We start from the raw sequence: 19,184 nt of genomic DNA, 5'->3' as shown, positions 1-19,184 counted from the left end.
AACAGATTACAAACTATGACCAATCCTTTATTTTACGCAAAAATCTTATTGTTCGGTGAATACGGCATTATTGAAGATTCACAGGGACTTACTTTGCCGTATAGTTTTTATAAAGGTGCTTTGAAATTTTCTGATTTGGATAGTGATTTCGAAAAAGAATCAAACGAATCTTTGCTGAAATATGCAAATTATCTGAAAGATCTGGAACTTCCTGAAGCCTATAAAATTAGTATTTCCAAATTTCAAAAAGACATTCGCAAAGGACTTTTCTTTGATTCCAATATTCCGCAAGGTTATGGTGTTGGGAGTTCTGGCGCTTTAGTTGCCGCGATTTTCGAACGTTATTCTGTTAAAACTTATCTTCCTGAACATATTTCGAAAGACGAACTTAAAGATCTCAAAAAGATTTTCGGTGAAATGGAGAGTTTTTTCCACGGGAAAAGTTCTGGAATTGATCCACTGATCTGCTACATGAATCTTCCTATTTTGATTGAAAATAAGGAAAATGTAAATAAAGTTTTGATCCCTGCGAGTGAAGCTGGGAAAGGCGCCATTTTCTTGATCGATTCTGGAATGACGGGCGAAACTGGACCAATGGTTCAGATTTTCTTTGAAAAAATGAAGACTGAAGGTTTCCGGAAAACAATGAAAGAGGAGTTTATTCGCTACAATAATGCGTGTATCGAAGCTTTCCTGAAAAAAGAAATGACACCACTTTTCAGAAATTTAAAAAGTCTTTCCGTTTGGGCATATGAACATTTCAAACCGATGATTCCCGAAAGCATTTATAAAGTCTGGAAAAAAGGTCTTGACACGAATGCTTATTACCTTAAACTTTGCGGTAGCGGCGGTGGCGGATATATTTTAGGCTTTACCAAAGATTACGAAAAAGCCGAGAAAATGCTCGAAGGTTTTCACAAAGAAGTCATCTACAGATTCTAGAAATTGAAGTCGGAAAATTTGCAATCTATTTTACATTTATTCGGCTTTTTTTATGAATAATCCTCTCTTTTACAGAATTTCGCAATTGATAGGTTTCCTCTTGGGAGCTCGTGTATTCGTTGCTTTACTCTTAACATTTGCTTTGTATGTTTCTACTTTTTTTCTCTTTAGCAGAGAAGAGAGCGTACGGAATTTTGTCTTTGATTTCAGAGTTCACGGAATTATTTTCTGTACTGTTCTAAGTATTTTGGCGGGCGGAATTATCAACCAGTTTTACGATCGGGAAAAAGATCAGTTGACGAAACCATTCCGAACGAGAATTCAAAAATTTTTGAAGCAGAAATATTTTCTTTATGCCTATCTTACCTTAAATTTAATTTCCCTCGGAATTGCATTTCTCATCTCTCCGCGGGTTTTCTTCTTCTTTTTGACTTACCAGTTCTTCATGTGGTTTTACAGTCACAAGCTTAGCAAAGTTTTGATCGTTAACAATCTCACTTTTGTAACGCTGACTGTTTATCCCTTTTTTGGAATGTGGATCTATTATAAAACATTTTCAGCCAAAATTTTTCTGATGGCGATTTTTCTGTTTTTAATTCTTTTAATGATCGACATTATCAAAGATCTTTTAACGAAGAATGCAGATAAAATGTTTGGTTATGCTACGATCCCAAATCAGTTCGGGATTAAAGTGTCTAAAGTCATTTTGGGAATTATTTCTGTTCTTTTAATGTGGATTTCCACTCTAATCATAAGCAAAGAAGGAATTCATAATATCATGAATCTCTATTTTGCCGGCGGATTACTGGTGCTTGTATTCGCCTTGTATCTTCTTTTAAACCCTTACAAAAAAAGCAATTTTTTTGTTCTCAATATACTTAGAATCTGGGTATTCATAGGCATTATCGCCATGCTGATGGACGGAATTATTTTAAGATTCTGATTTATTCTCTTTTACTTTATTTCACGGTTTATTCCTATGAATGATTCTGTTCAAAAAAGAATGAAATCGATTTCAAAGCTCCGCAAAAAGAACTAAAAAATACCTTATCTTTGCAGATAAATTTTTCAGAACATGAGCAGAGATAGAAACAGTAAAAGTAAGCCACAACGAATAAGCAAAATTTCCAATTCCGGAAGTACTGCGAAACCACGTGCACAAAAATCTACTCGACCACGTACTGAAAAATCAGAAGAAAGCAAAGAGCCCAAAGCTCCAAAAACGCCGAGAGAACCTAGACTAATGTCACAGTCGGAAGCGAAAAGCTACGACAAATCATATGAAAGACATTCTAAACCAGCTGGTAAAAGAGTTGGAAAATCTTTTGGTGCAGGAGGAAAATTTGTAAAAGGCGACGATAAAACCCGCACGACAAAACTTTTCAAAAACTACGAACGACCGATAGATGAGGGAGAAAAAACCCGAAATTTCGTTCAAAAAAGAAGATTTGATAAATTAGCGAAAGAGGTTCCTAAAGAATCCATCCGTTTAAATAAATACATTGCCAATTCAGGGATTTGTTCGAGAAGAGAAGCCGATGAATTAATTACTCAGGGGTTAGTTCAGGTGAATGGTACTGTTGTAACTGAAATGGGTTACCAAGTTCAAAAAACAGATAAAGTAATTTTCGACGGTCAGGGAATTACCCCGGAAAAACCCGTTTATATTTTGTTGAATAAACCAAAAGGATATATTTCTACAACGAAGGACGAAAAAGCCAGAAAAACCGTAATGGATCTGGTTGCAAACGCGTCTCCGTACAGAGTTTTTCCGGTGGGAAGATTAGACCGTTCTACAACTGGGGTAATTTTGCTTACAAATGATGGTCATATGACAAAGAAATTGACGCATCCATCATTCAACATGAAGAAAATATATCATGTTACTTTAGATCGGAAATTAGACAGAGCTGATTTAAATGCAATCGCAGAAGGAATTCGTTTAGAAGAAGGTGTTGCTGAAGTTGACAGTATTTCTTACATCGAAGGAAAACCTAAAAACGAAATTGGAATCGAGATCCACATTGGTTGGAATCGGGTAGTGCGCAGAATTTTTACAAGACTTGGTTATGAAGTTGAATTATTGGATCGTGTAATGTTTGCCGGATTAACAAAGAAGAACATCAAACGTGGACACTGGAGAATTTTGTCTGAATTAGAAGTTAACAATTTGAAAATGATGTAAATTTCTTTTATTTAAAGAAATTTAATAAAATATAAAAAACCCTTTTTGCTTTGATGCAGAAAGGGTTTTTAGTTTTAAATCAAATATATTATAATCCGGAAGTATTGATTTCGCCAAAAGCTTTTAATAGATCTTCGTAAGAAATTCCTTCGCCACTCATCGTAAAAAGATATCGTTTTTTTGCAATGACCTGAATTTTTGAACTTACGTTTTCTCCACTTTTTTCTTCGGAAACCAAGGCTTTCATTCCGTTGATTTCGGTGGTTTTTTCAAATCTATTTTCAGTAGTTTTTTCACGATTTCCGCCCAAACCCATCATCATGGAGGAAACCATTGCAGATCCCATTTCACCGGCACCATCCATTATTTGTACGTCGATCGATTTTCGATCTTCTGATTTGTATTTGGCTTCCGCTGTCGTAAGAGTCATCATTGAAGTATCGCCTACAGAAATCTCGGTTCTTTTCAGTCCGAGCAAACTCTCTGGTAAAATCGCTTTTAATTCTTCGTTAGAAAGCGGAGTTGTTTTCTTTAAAACCTCGATGTTTTTAGAAACTTCGTCCACCGATTTACTTATTTCGCTGTAGTTCTTAACACCGGAAACGAGGTCAGATATACCGCCTGATTTTTCCTCTGTCTTCGTTTCACTTTTCGTACAACTGATCAAAGTGAGAGCAAGAATGCTCATCATTAATTTTTTCATGCTATTTGTTTTTTAGTTTAAACAAAAATAGAGAATTTTTTTCATATTAGATATGGTACAAAAAATAGACTCTCCAAATAAATGAAGAGTCTTATTTAAGAATATTTTATTTAAATTAAATCGAATTAATAATGGTATTCAAAGTTGCCGAAGGTCGCATCGCCTCATCTGTTTTCTGGAAATTTGGTTGATAATATCCGCCAATATCCTGTGCTTTTCCTTGAGAACCGATTAATTCTTCATTGATTTTTGACTCATTTTCTTGCAACGCCTTAGCAATTGGTGCAAATTTCTGAGAAAGTTCAGCATCTTTTGTTTGATTGGCTAAAGCTTCCGCCCAATACATCGCCAGATAAAAGTGCGAACCTCTGTTGTCGATCGAACCAACTTTTCTGGACGGTGATTTGTCGTTTGCTAAAAATTTCTCGTTTGCCAAATCTAAAGCATCTGCCAAAACCTGGGATTTATTATTATGCTGCGTTTGTGCCAAATGTTCCAGACTCGCTTGCAGTGCCATAAATTCCCCTAAAGAATCCCAACGCAAATAACCTTCTTCGATGAACTGTTCGATATGTTTTGGTGCAGAACCTCCCGCTCCGGTTTCAAATAAACCACCGCCATTCATCAATGGAACTATGGAAAGCATTTTCGCCGAAGTTCCCAATTCTAAAATAGGAAACAGATCGGTCAGATAATCTCTCAAAACATTTCCGGAAACTGAAATGGTATCTAAACCTTGACGAATTCTGTCTAAAGTAAAATGCATCGAATCTTCAATATTTAAAATTCTGATATCCAAACCATTGGTGTCATAATCTTTTAAATATTTCTCTACTTTTTTGATCATTTCACGGTCATGTGCTCTTTGATCATCTAACCAGAAAATCGCTGGAGTGTCAGAAAGTCGCGCTCTGTTTACAGCCAGTTTTACCCAATCCTGAATCGGTGCATCTTTGGTTTGACACATTCTGAAAATATCTCCTTTCTCAACATCCTGTTCCAGGAAAACATTACCATCAGCGTCGGAAACTTTTACTTTTCCGTCAGCAGTCATTTGGAATGTTTTGTTGTGAGAACCGTATTCTTCAGCTTGTTGCGCCATTAATCCAACATTAGGAACAGAACCAATAGTCGTTACGTCTAATGCTCCGTGTTTTTTCATATCATCAATCGCTGCCTGGTAAAAACCTGCATAACTGCGATCCGGGATCATTGCGATCGTATCTTCTTCCTGTCCCGCTTTGTTCCACATTTTTCCGCCGCCTCTGATCAATGCTGCCATAGAAGCATCAACAATAATGTCGGAAGGAACGTGAAAATTGGTAATTCCTTTTTCAGAATTCACCATTGCAACAGCAGGTCCGTTTTCCAGTGCTGCAGCAATATCTGCTTTGATCGCTGATTCATTTAAATTTCCTTTAACTTTCTCCAATAAATTTTGAAGACCATTATTAGGATTAATATCTAATTCTTTAAATAAATCGCTATATTTTTCAAAAATCGCTTTAAAATAAACCTGAACCATGGCTCCGAAAATAATTGGATCAGAAACTTTCATCATGGTTGCTTTTAAATGTCCTGATAGAAGTACATTCGCAGCTTTTGTTTCTGCGATAGATTCAGCCACAAAAGTTTTCAAAGCCGAAATACTCATCTTCGAAGAATCAATAATTTCCAAAGCTTTTAGGGGAGCGAGACCTTTCAATTCTTTTACAGAACCGTCGTTTCCGAAAAAGTCAATTTTGAATTGGGAGTCTTTTTCTACAGTTACCGATTTCTCCGTACCATAAAAATCACCTTCAGTCATGTGCAAAACTTTCGTTTTAGAATCAGCACTCCAGGCGCCCATTCGGTGTGGGTTTGCTTTGGCGTAATTTTTCACTGCTTTTGGTGCTCTTCTGTCTGAGTTTCCCTCGCGAAGTACAGGATTTACCGCACTTCCCAAAACTTTTGCATATTTCGTTTTAATGGCTTCTTCCTCTGCATTTTTTGGTTCTGCCGGATAATTCGGAACCGCGAAACCATGTTTTTGCAATTCAGCGATCGCTGCTTCCAACTGTGGAGAAGATGCAGAAATATTTGGTAATTTAATAATATTGGTGTCAGATCTTGAAACCATTTCTCCCAGTTCCGCTAATGCGTCCTCTACTTTTTGATCTTCATTCAAAAATTCGTGGAAATTGGCTAAAATTCTCGAGGCCAAGGAGATATCTTTAGGTAAAATTTCAATCGCTGCCGTTTTGGTAAACGCTTTTACAATAGGTAAAAATGAATGAGTTGCCAACATCGGCGCTTCGTCTGTCAACGTATAGACGATTTTTGAATTTTCTGACATTATAATATATTTTTATTAAAAATTTAAGAATTACAAATTTACTGAAATATTTAAATTTTAGGGCAATCCCGCCCAAGATTTTCCCCCACACCTTTTCCCAGGCTAAAAATTTGGTCGGTCGGGCTCTTCTCTCCAATTCCTCGCCTCGCCCCGCCTTTGCAAGACGAGTCGAGGCTGCGGGATTTCCGTTGCGATCCCTATTGCGGGATTTTTGCTTTTGTCGAGTGATGAGTATAAAATGAACAAGATAGTATTGCTTTTTCTATAATTTTTGAGAACTGATTTAAGAATATTTTAACTTTTATTGAGATCACAACCTCTAAAATATTCAGTAAATTTGGGTAAATAAAATAATTAGAATTATGGCAGATATTACATTGCACGGTGGTGCGGTTCATACGATCGGTTCATTGCCGGCAGTTGGCAGTACAGTAAAAAAATTCAATTTGATCAGCAAAGATCTAAAAGAAATGACGAACGATGATTATTCTTCAAAGAGGATCATTTTTAATATTTTCCCCAGTATCGATACCGGAGTTTGCGCTGCGTCTGCGAGAAAATTCAATGAGGAAGCTTCTGGATTAAATAATACCGTAGTGATCAACGTTTCTAAAGATCTACCTTTTGCATTAAACAGATTTTGTGCAGCTGAAGGATTAGATAATGTCGTGAATCTCTCAGATTTCCGTGGTACTTTTGGCGATGATTATGGCGTTACCATGATCGACTCTCCAATGCAGGGTTTACTGAGCAGAGCGGTTATTGTTACCGACGAGAACGGAAAAGTTCTTTACACCGAACAGGTTCCGGAAATCGCTCAGGAACCAAACTACGAAAATGCTTTGAACGCTTTAAAATAAACCTTTTAAAAGATAGTTTTAGCCTTGTCAGGAATTAAAACTTGACAAGGTTTTTTATTTTAAGATCCAAACTTAGAAATCCAATTTCTCAATATGAAACGTTCAGGTTCCGCAGATTTACCTCTTCATTATGGCTATGTTCCGCAATGGCTTTATGAACGCATGTCGAAACTTGGTTTGGCGGTTTTCGAAGTTTTATTAAGCGATTACGGAAAAGATGAAGTGCTGAGAAGAATGAGCGATCCATTTTGGTTTCAATGTTTTGGCGCCGTTATGGGAATGGATTGGCATTCTTCCGGCGTTACAACTTCCGTTATGGGTGCTTTAAAAAGAGTTGTAAATCCCAATGCAAAAGCTCTCGGAATTTATATTGCGGGTGGAAAAGGCAAACAATCGCTCGCTACACCAGATGAACTTCTGAAGATTTCTGAAAGCACCGGTTTAAATGGAACAGAATTAATTCGTGCGAGTAAACTTTCTGCCAAAGTTGACAACACCGCACTTCAAGACGGTTATCAATTATACACGCATAATTTTTTGGTGAGTGACGAAGGAAACTGGACCGTAATTCAGCAGGGAATGAATGTAAAAGACAAAACTGCGCGCCGTTATCATTGGCATTCAGAAAATTTAAAATCTTTTATCGAAGAACCGCACACTGGAATTTCTGGCATCAACCAGGGAAAAATCTTAAATCTGACTGCTCATGACGCCAAAGAAAACAGATCCGGAATTCTCGAAATTTCACACACCAATTCAGAAAAAATCATGTCTGATTTTGCGCGTTTGATTCTACCTGCACATCACGATATCCAGGCTGCAGACGTCGATCTTAAACGGTTGGGCGCATTATTACACATCACGAGAGAAACGCAACCCGAAAATTTTGAAGAACTTTTATTATTAAAAGGAGTTGGACCCAGAACTTTGCAAAGTTTAGCTTTAGTCAGCGAAGTCATTCATGGCGCACCGTCACGATTTCAAGATCCTGCAAGATTCGCTTTCGCACATGGTGGAAAAGATGGTCATCCGTTTCCGGTTCCGCTCAAAATTTATGATGAAACCATTTCAATTCTGCAAAAAGGAATTGAAAAATCAAAACTGGGAAATTCTGACAAACTTCAATCTGTTGAAAAATTACATCGACTCATTTCGAAAGCAGAGGAAAACTTCACACCAAACTTTGATATCAATGAAGTCATTGAAGAAGAACGCGCGAATTCCTGGAAATATGGCGGTAAGACAGTTTTCGGAGATGCTGAAAAACCTAAAGGACAAAAGGGTATTCAACTCTCATTATTTTAAAATTTATGAGGTATAAAAAATCTTGTGCGAGTTGATAAACTTTTTGTCTGGATGTAATTTTGATGTTCCTGTTCAAGTCATTAAATAAATTTTTATCTTTAACTCTAAATAAAAAATATGGACCCTATAAAAATTGATATTACCATTTTAAAACCTGTAAAAAAAGTGTGGGATTTCTTCACGGAAGCTGAACACATTACCAAATGGAATTTTGCCACTGAGGAATGGGTTTGTCCCACTGCCGAAAATAATTTAAAAGAAGGCGGAGATTTCAATTACAGAATGGAAGCAAAGGATGCATCTTTCGGTTTTGATTACACCGGAACATATGACGAGATCATTCCCCTTCGGAAAATTAAATATCATTTGAGTGATGGCAGAAAAGTAGAGGTAATTTTTGAAAATATCGATGCAAACACGACCAAAGTGATCGAAATTTTTGAGCCCGATCCATCGCAACCCCGAGATATGCAACGTGACGGATGGTATGCAATTTTAAATAATTTTCATAAGCATGTCGAAAACAATTAGCTTATAACAGCGCTTCACCGAATTAGCTTTAAATAAAATTCCGTATTTTTAGAAAAATTACTATATATGGAGCCGATCACGATTGATATTATTATTCTACAACCTATTCATAAAGTTTGGGATTATTTCTATAATGCTAAACATATTGTGAAGTGGAATTTTACAACCCCAAATTGGCACTGTCCAAAAGCCACGATTGATTTTCGCGAAGGTGGGCGGTTCGATTACCGGTTGGAGTGCAAAGACAATAGTTTTGGCTATAATTTTTCAGGGATCATCAATGAAATTAAAGATCAGGAATCTGTAAAAAGCAAATTAGATGATGGCCGGTTGATTGAAGTTCATTTCAGAATAATTGACGAAAATACAACGGAAGTTATAGAAATTTTTCAACCGGAAGCTCAATATTCAAGGGAAATGCAGCGAACTGGTTGGTATGCGATCTTAGACCGTTTTCACAAATATGTCGAGAAAAATTAAATAACGAACAGCATAACAAATGCTGTTTTTTTCTATAAAAATCTTAAAATGAACAAGAATATATTTCCCTGTCTTTGGTTTGACGGAAACGGAAAAGAAGCCGCAATTTTCTATACCCAAACATTTGGTGGGAAAATTACAACCGACACTTCAGTAGTTTTGAATCTTCAACTTTTTGGGCAGCAATTCATGATTCTCAATGCCGGTCCGCAGTTCAAAAAAAATGCGTCAATTTCTTTTATGGTTTTATGTGAAACCGAAGAAGAAGTACAGAAATATTGGGAAAACCTTTCACAAGGTGGAATTATTTTAATGGAATTGGGTGAATATTCATGGAGTAAAAAATACGGTTGGGTTCGAGATCAGTTCGGTGTGACCTGGCAAATTTGTCTAGGTGAAAATTTAGGCGATCAAAAACTCGTTCCTAATTTAATGTTCATTCACCAAAATAATGGCAAAGCTCTGGAAGCGATGAGATTATACACCAAAATTTTCCCGAATTCTAAAATTGGCGGAGTTTTAAAATATGGAGAAGGCGTTGAAAATGAAACGCACGAAATTCCGGACAATGTGCAGCATGCTGATTTTGAAATTAATGGCTATTCTTTTTTCTGTATGGACAATTCTTTTGACCATCAGTTTGATTTTAATGAAGGAATATCTATGGTTGTAATGACCGATGATCAGGAAGAAACAGATCATTTATGGAATTCTTTGATTGCCAATGGGGGAAGAGAGTCGATGTGTGGCTGGCTCAAAGATCAGTTCGGAATGAGCTGGCAAATTGTACCCAAGAAATTACTGGAATTAATGAATGGCGAAGACCGTACAAAAGGCTTAAAGGTAATGCAGGCAATGATGAATATGAAAAAAATCGTGATTGCAGACTTAGAAAATGCCTGATTAAATAAAATTAAAAACTTCAATTATGGAAACTTTGAATTACGAAATTATCATCAACGCGCCTGTTCAAAAAGTTTGGGATATTCTTTGGAATGAGAAAACCTATCCTGAATGGACGAAATTTTTTATGGAAGGTTCTCAATTAAAAACAGATTGGAAAATTGGAGGAAAAACTTATTTCCTCGATACAAAAGGAAACGGAATGGTTTCTACAATTAAAAGCCTTAATGAACCTCATGAAATTATTTTTTCTCATTTAGGAATGATTAAAGATGGCGTTGAAGATATCAAAAGCCAGGCTGTGGTAGATTGGAGTGGAATGGAAGAGAAATATTTTCTGAGAGCGATTAACGAAAATACAACTGAACTCCGCGCCATCACGCACACCGAAAAAAACTACGAGGAATTTATGAATAATAGCTTCAACAAAGGTTTTGAGATCGTGAAAGATCTTGCAGAAAAATCCTAATTATTTTTTGGTCATCAACCATAATTTCAATTCCTGTAAAAAAAATCACTTTTTTTAAAGTAAAATAAATCTTGCATCGTCTTATACAATATGGACGTGGAAGTTATCGATATGTCAGAAAGGGAAAAAGAAAGTCTCATTGCACAAACCGTAAGAAATTATGGCGGAAAACTGCTGTCTTTCATTCGTCCGAAAGTGAATAATACGGAAGATGCAGAAGATATTTTGCAGGAAGTTTGGTATCAGTTCAGCAATCTGACGAATATTTCTGAAATCGTAAATTTAAGTGGTTGGTTGTATACCGTTTCGCGCAACAAAATAACCGACAGTTATCGCAAGAAAAAAACAGAAAATTTAGAGGATTTTACCTTTGAAAATGAAGACGGTACCTTTTCCATCAAAGATATTTTGCTTCTGGATGATTCAGAAAACCCAGAACTTTTGGCTTTTCGGGAAGAGGTTTGGAAAGAACTGTTTACAGCCTTAGAAGAACTTCCGGAAAAGCAGCGTCTGGCTTTTGTGGAGAGTGAAATTGAAGGAAAAAAACTGCACGAAATTGCAGATGAACAGAGAGAAAATATAAAAACAATCATCAGCAGAAAAAATTATGCAGTGAAGCATTTGAGAAAAAGAATGGCAATTTTGTATAAAGATCTAAACGAATAAAAAAGAAAAAATGAAAAATAGATTTAAGGGAAAGATCGCACTTTTTGCATTGTTTGTAATAGCGATGTTTTTTGCGGTTTCAGCAATTGTGATGGGACTTTGGAATTGGTTGCTACCTAATATTTTGGGTGCAAAAGTGATCACTTTCTGGCAAGCTGCGGGAATTTTGGTCTTGTCTAAAATTCTTTTCGGCGGATTTGGTGGAAGAAAAAGTTTCGGCAGCGAAAAATTTCGCAAATTAAAAGAAGAACGAATGAATGGAATGTCAGATGAGGAAAAACAAAAATTTAAAGAAATGTGGAAACAGCGTTGTGATCGCGGTTTCTTCCGGGATAAATGTTAATTAAAATTGTTGTTAAGATCAATAGAAACGGACTTTTGTTCGTTTTTTTTATGTAAAATGATGAATGGTCTTTGTTAAAATTAAAAATATTAAAATTTATTAAGTCAACTTTTTAAGGTAAAACTTAAAGTGATTCGTCTATATTATAAAGAGGATTTCTTCTAAAAGTTGAAACTTTAAAGTCAATTACAAAAATTCTTTAAAGTAAAATAAAAAATGATTCGTCTTTAATAAAAAATAAAAGAATAGTAGTAAAACATAAAATTTAAAATTTAAAAAAAATGAAAAATTCAAATTTAAAAGGAGCATTCGGTGCACTTGCAGTAGTAGGAATTGCTTTGGCAGTTAAAAAAATGTCAGAGAGAAAAAAAGCGATGAAAGGTATTTTCGAAGAATACGACATCAAAGGTAGAACGCCTTTCGCATTTGCCGACAAAATAAGAGAACTCGATGATGAAAAATATGCAGAATTAAAAGGAAAATTAAAAGAGAAGTTTTCTTCCAGATGTTGCAGTAGAAATCGCAAAAACGAAAGTGCTGAAGCGTAAGAAAATTTGCGACTCGATCATTTATTTATAAAACGGGGGAATTTATTCTTTCCGTTTTTTTTTTTGCGGAAAATTTTAAATCCTTACTTTTGTGTATCGCATTCGTCAATGAAAAACTACTATTATTTTCTCGGGATTTTAGAAAATGCTTCGGAAGAAGATATTAAGAAAGCCTTCAGAAAATTATCTTTAAAATACCATCCCGATAAAAATCCCAATGATGATTTCTTTGAAAATCGTTTTCGGGAAATCCGTGAAGCGTATGATATTTTGGGAGATCCTGAAAAACGCCGGATTTACGACGAAAATTTAGGACATCAACAGAGAAGTTACCGGCCGACGATGCCACCTTTCATCAAAACTTTTACAGCGAACAGAATCAGAGTTAAAAAAGGGGAAGAAGTGATCATCACCTGGCAAACTCAAAATGCGGATATTGTGAAAATTCTGCCTTTTGGTCTGGAGAAAGGTTATGGGGAAAGAGTTTTTAAGATCAATGAATTTAAAGACGGTAAATTCAACATCTTACTTCACGCAACCAATTCACTGCTCAACAAAACAATTGTTCGGGGAATTACGATTACTGAACTTTTTGAAAATGATAAAGAGAAATTCAGAAATGACGTGGAGGAAATGTTTAAACCGCAGAAACCATCAAGAACCAATCCTGGCGGTCAGTCAAAATTTTTACGGTTTGTTTTCGCTGCGATTCTTTTGCTCGTTGCGATTTTGCTTTTGATCAAAACATTTTCTAACTAGATCGAAATTGTTATTTTACGCCAGTTTTAATCTTCCGGGACATTTTTTACAACGTTTTCCTTTCTTAAATTTTTTGCAGCAATTTTTTTTAGCGCAGAACATGTCTTCCTGTTTAGAAGAGAATGGGCTCAATGGAGCAATTTTAAATGGAACGATTGATACATTCATATCGCAAATATAAAATTTTATTTAGAATAACTCCAAATAACATAAATAATATTTTAATTTGATGAGATTTATCAATTGTACTTTTCACCAAAAATTTGTATTTTTACGAACCTTTATTTTGAAATAAAATCTACCGTAAAAATATGAACACCACACAATTTGTAAACCGTCACATTTCTATGAACGAAGCCGATAAAGAGGCAATGTTAGAGAGAATCGGCGTTTCGAGTATTGACGAATTAATTGATCAGGCAATTCCGAGGGCTATTCGTTTGGAGAAAGACCTTGAAATTTCGGCACCACTTTCAGAGCAGGAAATGTTGATGCATTCTAAAGAGTTAGCTTCAAAAAATATCGAATTTGATAATTATATTGGTTTCGGTTATCACAGCACTCTTTTGCCAAGCGCAATTCAAAGAAATATTTTAGAAAATCCATCCTGGTACACCGCTTATACACCGTATCAAGCTGAAATAGCACAGGGAAGATTAGAAGCCTTATTAAATTTTCAGACTGTAGTTTGCGATTTAACTGGTTTTAAACTAGCAAATGCTTCTCTTTTAGATGAGTCGACTGCAGCTGCAGAAGCAATGCATATGTTTTTTGAAAGCAGAACAAAAGAACAGAAAAAAGAAGGTTCTATAAAATTCTTCGTATCTGATCTGGTTTTGCCACAAACGATCGCAGTATTGAAAACCAAAGCAGAAGGTTTGGGAATCGATATTATTGTAGGAAATTATAAAAACCATCAGTTTAACAATTCTTATTTCGGTGTTTTATTGCAATATCCCGGCAAAAATGGGATCATTGTAGATTACACAGAAAATATTAGATATTACAAAGAACACGAGCTACAGGTTGTGGTTGCCTGTGATCCGTTGGCGTTGGTGAAATTAAAATCGCCCGCAGATATGGGAGCAGATTGCGCAGTGGGAACAACACAACGATTCGGAATTCCGATGGGTTATGGTGGTCCTCACGCAGCATTTTTTGCTTGTAAAGATGTCTACAAAAGAGATATTCCGGGAAGAATAATTGGGGTTTCCCAGGATGCTTACGGAAAACGCGCTCTGAGAATGGCTCTGCAAACTCGTGAGCAACATATCAAAAGAGAAAAAGCAACTTCAAATATTTGTACAGCACAAGTTCTTTTGGCAGTGATGGCGGGAATGTACGCTGTTTATCACGGACCAAGTGGTTTAAACTTTATCGCGGATCAAATTCATTTCAAAGCAAATGCGTTGCATGACGGTTTAAAAATGTTGGGTTATGATATTGTAGAAGAAGCCATTTTCGATACCGTAAAATTCCGTATTCACGAAGATGAGAAAAATTCTTTGATGCGTTTGATGCGTGACAGAAGATTTAATCTTAATTATTTCTCTGAAGGGATCGTAAGTATTTCAGTGAATGAAGCTTCTACTTTAGAAAAATTACAGTGTTTATTTGATGCTTTTGCCCAGTTCAAAGACAAGCAAAGTTTTAAATTACTCATTAAAGAAGAAGTTCAAATCCCAGCAGATTCCTTGCGAACTGATCCTATTTTACAGGACGAAGTTTTCAACCGTTACCATACCGAAACCGAATTGATGAGATACATCAAGCGTTTGGAGAGAAAAGATTTATCATTAACGCATTCTATGATTTCCCTCGGTTCTTGCACCATGAAATTAAATGCAGCGACTCAAATGTTGCCACTTTCCTGGTCAGAGTGGGGAAATGTTCATCCATTTGTTCCAACTGAACAAGCAGGAGGTTACCAAATTTTAATTAAAGAATTAGAAAAAGACTTAGCAGAGATTACAGGTTTTGCCGGAACATCTTTACAACCAAATTCAGGAGCTCAAGGAGAATATGCAGGTTTAATGGTGATCCGCGAATATCACAAATCACGTGGCGAAGGTCATCGAAATATTGCTTTAATTCCGCAGTCAGCACACGGAACAAATCCTGCTTCTGCAGTAATGGCAGGAATGAAAGTAGTTGTTGTAAAAAATCTTGAAAATGGAGAGATCGATTTCGAAGATCTAAAAGCAAAAGCTGAATTGCACAGCGCAAATCTTTCCGCTGCCATGATCACATATCCTTCTACTTATGGTTTGTTTGATGAAAACATCAAGGAAATCACCCAATTAATTCACGAGCACGGCGGTCAGGTTTACCTGGATGGCGCGAATATGAATGCTCAGGTTGGTTACACAAGTCCGGGAAATGTTGGAGCCGATGTTTGTCACCTTAATTTACATAAAACTTTTGCCATTCCTCACGGTGGAGGTGGTCCCGGAGTTGGTCCGATCTGCGTTGCGGAGCATTTGGTGAAGTTTTTACCGAGCAATCCAAACATTAAAATAGGAACAAAAGAATCTATTGATGCGATCTCAGGAGCGCCTTTTGGTTCAAGTTTAGTTCTGAATATTTCTTACGCCTACATCAAAATGCTTGGAACAGATGGTTTGATGAAAGCAACTGCACATGCGATTTTAAATGCAAATTATTTGAAAGTTGTTTTAGGCGAGCATTTCCCAATATTGTACGCCAACAAAAATAATAGAGTAGCGCATGAGTGCATAGTAGATTTCCGACAGTTTAAAGCGATAGGAATTGAAGTTGCCGACGTTGCAAAACGATTGATGGATTATGGTTTCCATGCTCCAACAGTGAGTTTCCCCGTTGCCGGAACTTTGATGATTGAACCGACAGAATCTGAAAGCAAACGCGAACTAGACCGTTTTGCAGAAGCGTTGATCTCTATTAAAAAAGAAATCGATGAAATTGCAAATGGTGAAGCTGACGAGAAAAATAATGTCTTGAAAAATGCCCCTCACACAGAGCAGATCGTAATTTCTGACTCTTGGGACAAACCTTACAGCCGTGAAAAAGCTGCATATCCATTAGATTGGGTGCGAGATCATAAATTTTTCGCCACTGTTTCCAGAGTTGACGAAGCGTATGGAGACAGAAATTTAATTTGTACTTGCGCTCCGATCGAAAGTTATATGGAGTAGTAGATCTTTCATAAAAATAAAATTCCTGAATATGATATTCAGGAATTTTTTTTCGAATCAGAGTTTGATTGTATTGTTTATTTGGGCAGACATTTCCGCCTTCCACTCCCGCTTTTTTTACTTCACTTCGTTCCATAAAAAAGAGCTCCGTTCAAGTCGGGCTGCAGATTTTCGCCTTTAAAACAGGTGATCTCTAAAAATTTAATTTTAATCATATTTCAAGCACTAAGCTTCAAGCATCAAACATCAAACATCAAACATCAAGCGTCAAGCATCATTCATCAAACATTTACATCCCAAAAGTAACTGTATATTTTCTACCCAATTTCCATTTACCCTTGATGAATTCTGCGGAAATGGTTCCGTCGCCGGTTGCATCAGAGAAATCGGTAAAATAGACTTCCGGGTAATTTTCATACGTTTTCATTTTACTGTATTTTCCGGGGAAGAATAGATCTAAAACATCTTCTTTGATCGGTGCTTTTTCTGAAGTATTGTACATTAAAACTTTCAGATTTTTAGGATTTATTTTCTGGAAATATTCACAGTTCGTCAAAACTTCGGTAAAAGAATATTGCTCGTTTTTTACTGGTTGATCCACCACCAATTCGTACATCGAAGTGAATTTTGAATTTTCAGATTTATATTTTGGGTTATGATCTTCAAAATCAGGAATTCCGTCTCCATCCGAATCTGCAGAATTTGGATTAAGACCAATGAAATTTTCAAATAAATCATTGAAACCATCTTTATCATTGTCTTTTCTTACATCATCTAGATTGATTGTAAATGAAATACCATCTTTAATCACTTCATATTTCGGCAACATCGGAATTCTTGATAAGCGCTGCACATCTACCAAAGTTCCATTCATCACAAACTGATTATTCTGAATAAATTTTTGACTCTTTCCATAAAAATCCTGCAGATAACAATTTTGAGTTAGGCCTAAAAAATATGGTTTGTATTGATCATTTATTTTTTCAACCAGCCAAAGTCCGTATTTATTTTTTGCCAACGCGAAATTATCATTTACAGAAACGTAATTGAATTCAGGTAATGCAGCGATCCAGTCTTTGAATTGATTTTTGTATTCATTGGATTCAAAATATTCTTTTTCTTTTCCTTTCATTTCTGCAGTTTCTTTCTTATCATAACTGAATTTTTTGAAATCTGGTAATGACTTGATCTGAATATGTTTAGGAAGATTTTTTAGAATTTCTTCATGAGTCGGAATCGAAACTGGCTTCGAAGCTTCGTCATAATTGATACCATTGCTTAGTATAAAACATTGATTTTCAGTATTTTCATATTTTTTGTGTTTATCGGTTTCACTCTTATTACAGGAGAACAAAAGAATTGGCAACAACAGTAGGTAAACTTTCATATCAAAAATTTTTATTCTTTAAATTTAAGGCTTATTTTTGGCTTTCTATTATGATTTTAAACAGACTTTATACGCATCAACGCACAGGAAAAAATCTTGCAACTTCCGCTTCAAGGACAGATTTCCAAAGAGATTTTGACCGGATTATATTTTCGGCAGCATTTCGAAGACTGCAAAATAAAACGCAGGTTTTTCCGCTTCCCGGAAGTGTTTTTGTGCATAACAGATTGACGCATTCCCTCGAGGTTTCATCAGTTGGTCGCAGCTTAGGAAGTGTTATCGGTGAGTTTATTGTCGACAATTTCGAAAATGAACTGGATGAGAATTCAAAAAATTTCTATCAGCATAATCTTCAAAATGTAATTGCCGCGGCGTGTCTTTGTCACGATGTTGGTAATCCCGCTTTCGGACATTCAGGTGAAGATGCAATCGCAAGTTATTTTGAGAAAAATGAGATAGATTTAAAGCAAAAATTTACAGAAAAAGAGTGGGCTGATTTAGTGAATTTTGAAGGAAATGCAAATGCAATAAGGGTTCTAACGCATCAACAAAATGGCAAAGATGAAGGTGGAACTCAGCTGACTTATACGACTTTGGCGAGTATTGCAAAATATCCGTGTGAAGCGATTGCCAAAAAGAAAGGAATCATTCATCGTAAGAAATCCGGTTTTTTTCAAAATGAAAAGGATACTTTTCTTGATATTGCAAAATCGGTGAATTTGGCGCAGGAGAGTGTAGAACCAACTATTTTTAAAAGACATCCTTTTGTTTGGCTTGTAGAAGCTGCAGATGATATTTGCTACAATATCATCGATATGGAAGATGCGCACCGATTAGGAATTGTCTCGACTTCTGATTGTGAAAATCTTTTTATTGAACTCATCAGATCAGAAAATTCAAATATTAAAAGGGTAGAAGAGAAGCTTTCCATCCTGACAAATGCTAATGAAAGGATTTCTTATTTAAGAGCGAAAGTCATTAATGCTTTAATTAACAAATCGCTGGAAATTTATAAGACTAATTTTTCTAAAATTTTAGAAGGAAATTTAGACAAGGCCTTGCTCGATATTTATAAATCTGAAAATAGATCTCTGCAGGAAATTGAAAGTTTTTCTATCGATAAAATTTACAATCATAAAAATGTAATTGAAATAGAAAACGCGGGTTATAATGTGATGAATGAGTTACTCGATCATTTTATTCCGCCCATTTTAAAGGAAAATTCAGAAAGAAAATCGTACGATAAGATGGCTTTAAAATTATTACCGCAACAGTTTATTTATGAAAATGGTACTGACTATCAAAAAGTTTTGGGAGTAATTGATTTTGTTTCCGGCATGACCGATAATTTTGCTACAGATCTTTACCGCAAAATAAAAGGGATCGATATCGGAATGACGATGTAGAAACTATATTTTCCCTACTTTTCTCCTAAACACTAAAAATAAGATGGTGGCCAGGAAAATGTAAATAAATGACACTACAAAATAGTTATCCAGCAACAGTAAACCTTTAAAACCCTCCGTTTGAAAATCCTTCGTAAATTGTATTATATAAAACAAAACTATTGCAATTGGAATTCCGAGAAATGTAAG

18 protein-coding genes are annotated in these 19,184 nt (G+C 35.8%); 15 read left to right on the top strand and 3 right to left on the bottom strand.

From position 1 onward, the window contains the following. Positions 1 to 15 precede the first annotated feature (15 nt). The 3 genes from OA86_RS01625 to OA86_RS01615 all read left to right on the top strand — a co-directional run bounded on the left by OA86_RS01625 (position 16) and on the right by OA86_RS01615 (position 3,127). Positions 16 to 942 carry a mevalonate kinase family protein gene (locus tag OA86_RS01625; protein WP_039347777.1) on the top strand — a complete coding sequence of 309 codons (927 nt, stop codon included), beginning with the start codon at positions 16 to 18 and terminating at the stop codon, positions 940 to 942. Positions 943 to 994: 52 nt separating this feature from the next. Continuing rightward, positions 995 to 1,885 carry a UbiA family prenyltransferase gene (locus tag OA86_RS01620; protein ID WP_039347773.1) on the top strand — a complete coding sequence of 297 codons (891 nt, stop codon included), beginning with the start codon at positions 995 to 997 and terminating at the stop codon, positions 1,883 to 1,885. Positions 1,886 to 2,017: 132 nt separating this feature from the next. Beyond that, positions 2,018 to 3,127 carry a pseudouridine synthase gene (locus OA86_RS01615; protein ID WP_246008063.1) on the top strand — a complete coding sequence of 370 codons (1,110 nt, stop codon included), beginning with the start codon at positions 2,018 to 2,020 and terminating at the stop codon, positions 3,125 to 3,127. Positions 3,128 to 3,215: 88 nt separating this feature from the next. Here the strand turns inward: OA86_RS01615 and OA86_RS01610 are convergent, their stop codons facing one another. Together OA86_RS01610 and OA86_RS01605 are read right to left on the bottom strand one after the other, a co-directional pair. Next, a complete protein-coding gene (locus OA86_RS01610; RefSeq protein WP_039347770.1) occupies positions 3,216 to 3,830 on the bottom strand; it encodes a hypothetical protein in 615 nt (204 codons plus the stop codon). A gap of 115 nt (positions 3,831 to 3,945) precedes the next feature. Further along, entirely contained in the window at positions 3,946 to 6,165 is a 2,220-nt protein-coding gene (locus tag OA86_RS01605; RefSeq protein WP_039347766.1) for an NADP-dependent isocitrate dehydrogenase, read from the bottom strand. A gap of 362 nt (positions 6,166 to 6,527) precedes the next feature. Here OA86_RS01605 and tpx point away from each other — a divergent pair, with 362 nt between their 5' ends. The 11 genes from tpx to gcvP all read left to right on the top strand — a co-directional run bounded on the left by tpx (position 6,528) and on the right by gcvP (position 16,202). Beyond that, positions 6,528 to 7,025: a thiol peroxidase gene (tpx, locus tag OA86_RS01600; protein WP_039347763.1), complete on the top strand. Its 498-nt coding sequence runs from the start codon at positions 6,528 to 6,530 to the stop codon at positions 7,023 to 7,025. A 93-nt stretch (positions 7,026 to 7,118) separates the two neighbouring features. Continuing rightward, entirely contained in the window at positions 7,119 to 8,330 is a 1,212-nt protein-coding gene (locus OA86_RS01595; RefSeq protein WP_039347760.1) for a DUF763 domain-containing protein, read from the top strand. 117 nt (positions 8,331 to 8,447) lie between these two features. Next, a complete protein-coding gene (locus OA86_RS01590; RefSeq protein WP_039347757.1) occupies positions 8,448 to 8,861 on the top strand; it encodes an SRPBCC domain-containing protein in 414 nt (137 codons plus the stop codon). A gap of 66 nt (positions 8,862 to 8,927) precedes the next feature. Then, entirely contained in the window at positions 8,928 to 9,341 is a 414-nt protein-coding gene (locus OA86_RS01585) for an SRPBCC domain-containing protein (protein ID WP_039347753.1), read from the top strand. A 48-nt stretch (positions 9,342 to 9,389) separates the two neighbouring features. Next, entirely contained in the window at positions 9,390 to 10,244 is an 855-nt protein-coding gene (locus OA86_RS01580; protein ID WP_039347750.1) for a VOC family protein, read from the top strand. Positions 10,245 to 10,269: 25 nt separating this feature from the next. Continuing rightward, positions 10,270 to 10,713 (top strand): SRPBCC family protein, encoded by a 444-nt coding sequence (locus OA86_RS01575; RefSeq protein WP_039347747.1) that lies wholly within the window; start codon positions 10,270 to 10,272, stop codon positions 10,711 to 10,713. A 90-nt stretch (positions 10,714 to 10,803) separates the two neighbouring features. Then, on the top strand, positions 10,804 to 11,379 hold the full coding sequence (locus OA86_RS01570) for an RNA polymerase sigma factor (RefSeq protein ID WP_039347745.1): 576 nt from the start codon (positions 10,804 to 10,806) through the stop codon (positions 11,377 to 11,379). 10 nt (positions 11,380 to 11,389) lie between these two features. Continuing rightward, positions 11,390 to 11,722, top strand: coding sequence for a hypothetical protein (locus OA86_RS01565; protein ID WP_039347743.1), 333 nt, complete (start codon positions 11,390 to 11,392; stop codon positions 11,720 to 11,722). Positions 11,723 to 12,003: 281 nt separating this feature from the next. Continuing rightward, positions 12,004 to 12,270, top strand: a complete 267-nt coding sequence (locus OA86_RS01560) for a hypothetical protein (protein WP_039347741.1) — start codon at positions 12,004 to 12,006, stop codon at positions 12,268 to 12,270. Between the two features lie 108 nt (positions 12,271 to 12,378). Next, on the top strand, positions 12,379 to 13,029 hold the full coding sequence (locus OA86_RS01555; protein ID WP_039347739.1) for a J domain-containing protein: 651 nt from the start codon (positions 12,379 to 12,381) through the stop codon (positions 13,027 to 13,029). Positions 13,030 to 13,340: 311 nt separating this feature from the next. Beyond that, positions 13,341 to 16,202 (top strand): aminomethyl-transferring glycine dehydrogenase, encoded by a 2,862-nt coding sequence (gene gcvP, locus OA86_RS01550; protein WP_039347736.1) that lies wholly within the window; start codon positions 13,341 to 13,343, stop codon positions 16,200 to 16,202. Positions 16,203 to 16,491: 289 nt separating this feature from the next. Here gcvP and OA86_RS01545 read toward each other — a convergent pair whose 3' ends face one another. Continuing rightward, complete coding sequence (locus tag OA86_RS01545) at positions 16,492 to 17,589, bottom strand: hypothetical protein (RefSeq protein ID WP_039347733.1); 1,098 nt, start codon at positions 17,587 to 17,589, stop codon at positions 16,492 to 16,494. A gap of 50 nt (positions 17,590 to 17,639) precedes the next feature. Here OA86_RS01545 and dgt point away from each other — a divergent pair, with 50 nt between their 5' ends. Beyond that, on the top strand, positions 17,640 to 18,995 hold the full coding sequence (gene dgt, locus OA86_RS01540) for a dGTP triphosphohydrolase (protein WP_039348364.1): 1,356 nt from the start codon (positions 17,640 to 17,642) through the stop codon (positions 18,993 to 18,995). Positions 18,996 to 19,184: the final 189 nt, after the last annotated feature.

Origin of the sequence: Kaistella jeonii (assembly GCF_000812865.1) — a bacterium.
Classification (GTDB): domain Bacteria; phylum Bacteroidota; class Bacteroidia; order Flavobacteriales; family Weeksellaceae; genus Kaistella; species Kaistella jeonii.
Note: the sequence above shows the minus strand (reverse complement) of the source record. Positions and strands in the feature narration are given on the sequence as shown.

Excerpts from the sequence above, each read along its gene's own strand:
- OA86_RS01555 (WP_039347739.1), top strand. The coding sequence starts at position 12,379 with ATGAAAAACTACTATTATTTTCTCGGGATTTTAGAAAATGCTTCGGAA.
- OA86_RS01560 (WP_039347741.1), top strand. The coding sequence starts at position 12,004 with ATGAAAAATTCAAATTTAAAAGGAGCATTCGGTGCACTTGCAGTAGTA.
- OA86_RS01545 (WP_039347733.1), bottom strand. The coding sequence starts at position 17,589 with ATGAAAGTTTACCTACTGTTGTTGCCAATTCTTTTGTTCTCCTGTAAT.
- tpx (WP_039347763.1), top strand. The coding sequence starts at position 6,528 with ATGGCAGATATTACATTGCACGGTGGTGCGGTTCATACGATCGGTTCA.
- OA86_RS01620 (WP_039347773.1), top strand. The coding sequence starts at position 995 with ATGAATAATCCTCTCTTTTACAGAATTTCGCAATTGATAGGTTTCCTC.
- OA86_RS01570 (WP_039347745.1), top strand. The coding sequence starts at position 10,804 with ATGGACGTGGAAGTTATCGATATGTCAGAAAGGGAAAAAGAAAGTCTC.
- OA86_RS01575 (WP_039347747.1), top strand. The coding sequence starts at position 10,270 with ATGGAAACTTTGAATTACGAAATTATCATCAACGCGCCTGTTCAAAAA.
- OA86_RS01615 (WP_246008063.1), top strand. The coding sequence starts at position 2,018 with ATGAGCAGAGATAGAAACAGTAAAAGTAAGCCACAACGAATAAGCAAA.
- OA86_RS01605 (WP_039347766.1), bottom strand. The coding sequence starts at position 6,165 with ATGTCAGAAAATTCAAAAATCGTCTATACGTTGACAGACGAAGCGCCG.
- OA86_RS01590 (WP_039347757.1), top strand. The coding sequence starts at position 8,448 with ATGGACCCTATAAAAATTGATATTACCATTTTAAAACCTGTAAAAAAA.
- dgt (WP_039348364.1), top strand. The coding sequence starts at position 17,640 with ATGATTTTAAACAGACTTTATACGCATCAACGCACAGGAAAAAATCTT.
- OA86_RS01585 (WP_039347753.1), top strand. The coding sequence starts at position 8,928 with ATGGAGCCGATCACGATTGATATTATTATTCTACAACCTATTCATAAA.
- OA86_RS01580 (WP_039347750.1), top strand. The coding sequence starts at position 9,390 with ATGAACAAGAATATATTTCCCTGTCTTTGGTTTGACGGAAACGGAAAA.
- gcvP (WP_039347736.1), top strand. The coding sequence starts at position 13,341 with ATGAACACCACACAATTTGTAAACCGTCACATTTCTATGAACGAAGCC.
- OA86_RS01610 (WP_039347770.1), bottom strand. The coding sequence starts at position 3,830 with ATGAAAAAATTAATGATGAGCATTCTTGCTCTCACTTTGATCAGTTGT.
- OA86_RS01625 (WP_039347777.1), top strand. The coding sequence starts at position 16 with ATGACCAATCCTTTATTTTACGCAAAAATCTTATTGTTCGGTGAATAC.
- OA86_RS01565 (WP_039347743.1), top strand. The coding sequence starts at position 11,390 with ATGAAAAATAGATTTAAGGGAAAGATCGCACTTTTTGCATTGTTTGTA.
- OA86_RS01595 (WP_039347760.1), top strand. The coding sequence starts at position 7,119 with ATGAAACGTTCAGGTTCCGCAGATTTACCTCTTCATTATGGCTATGTT.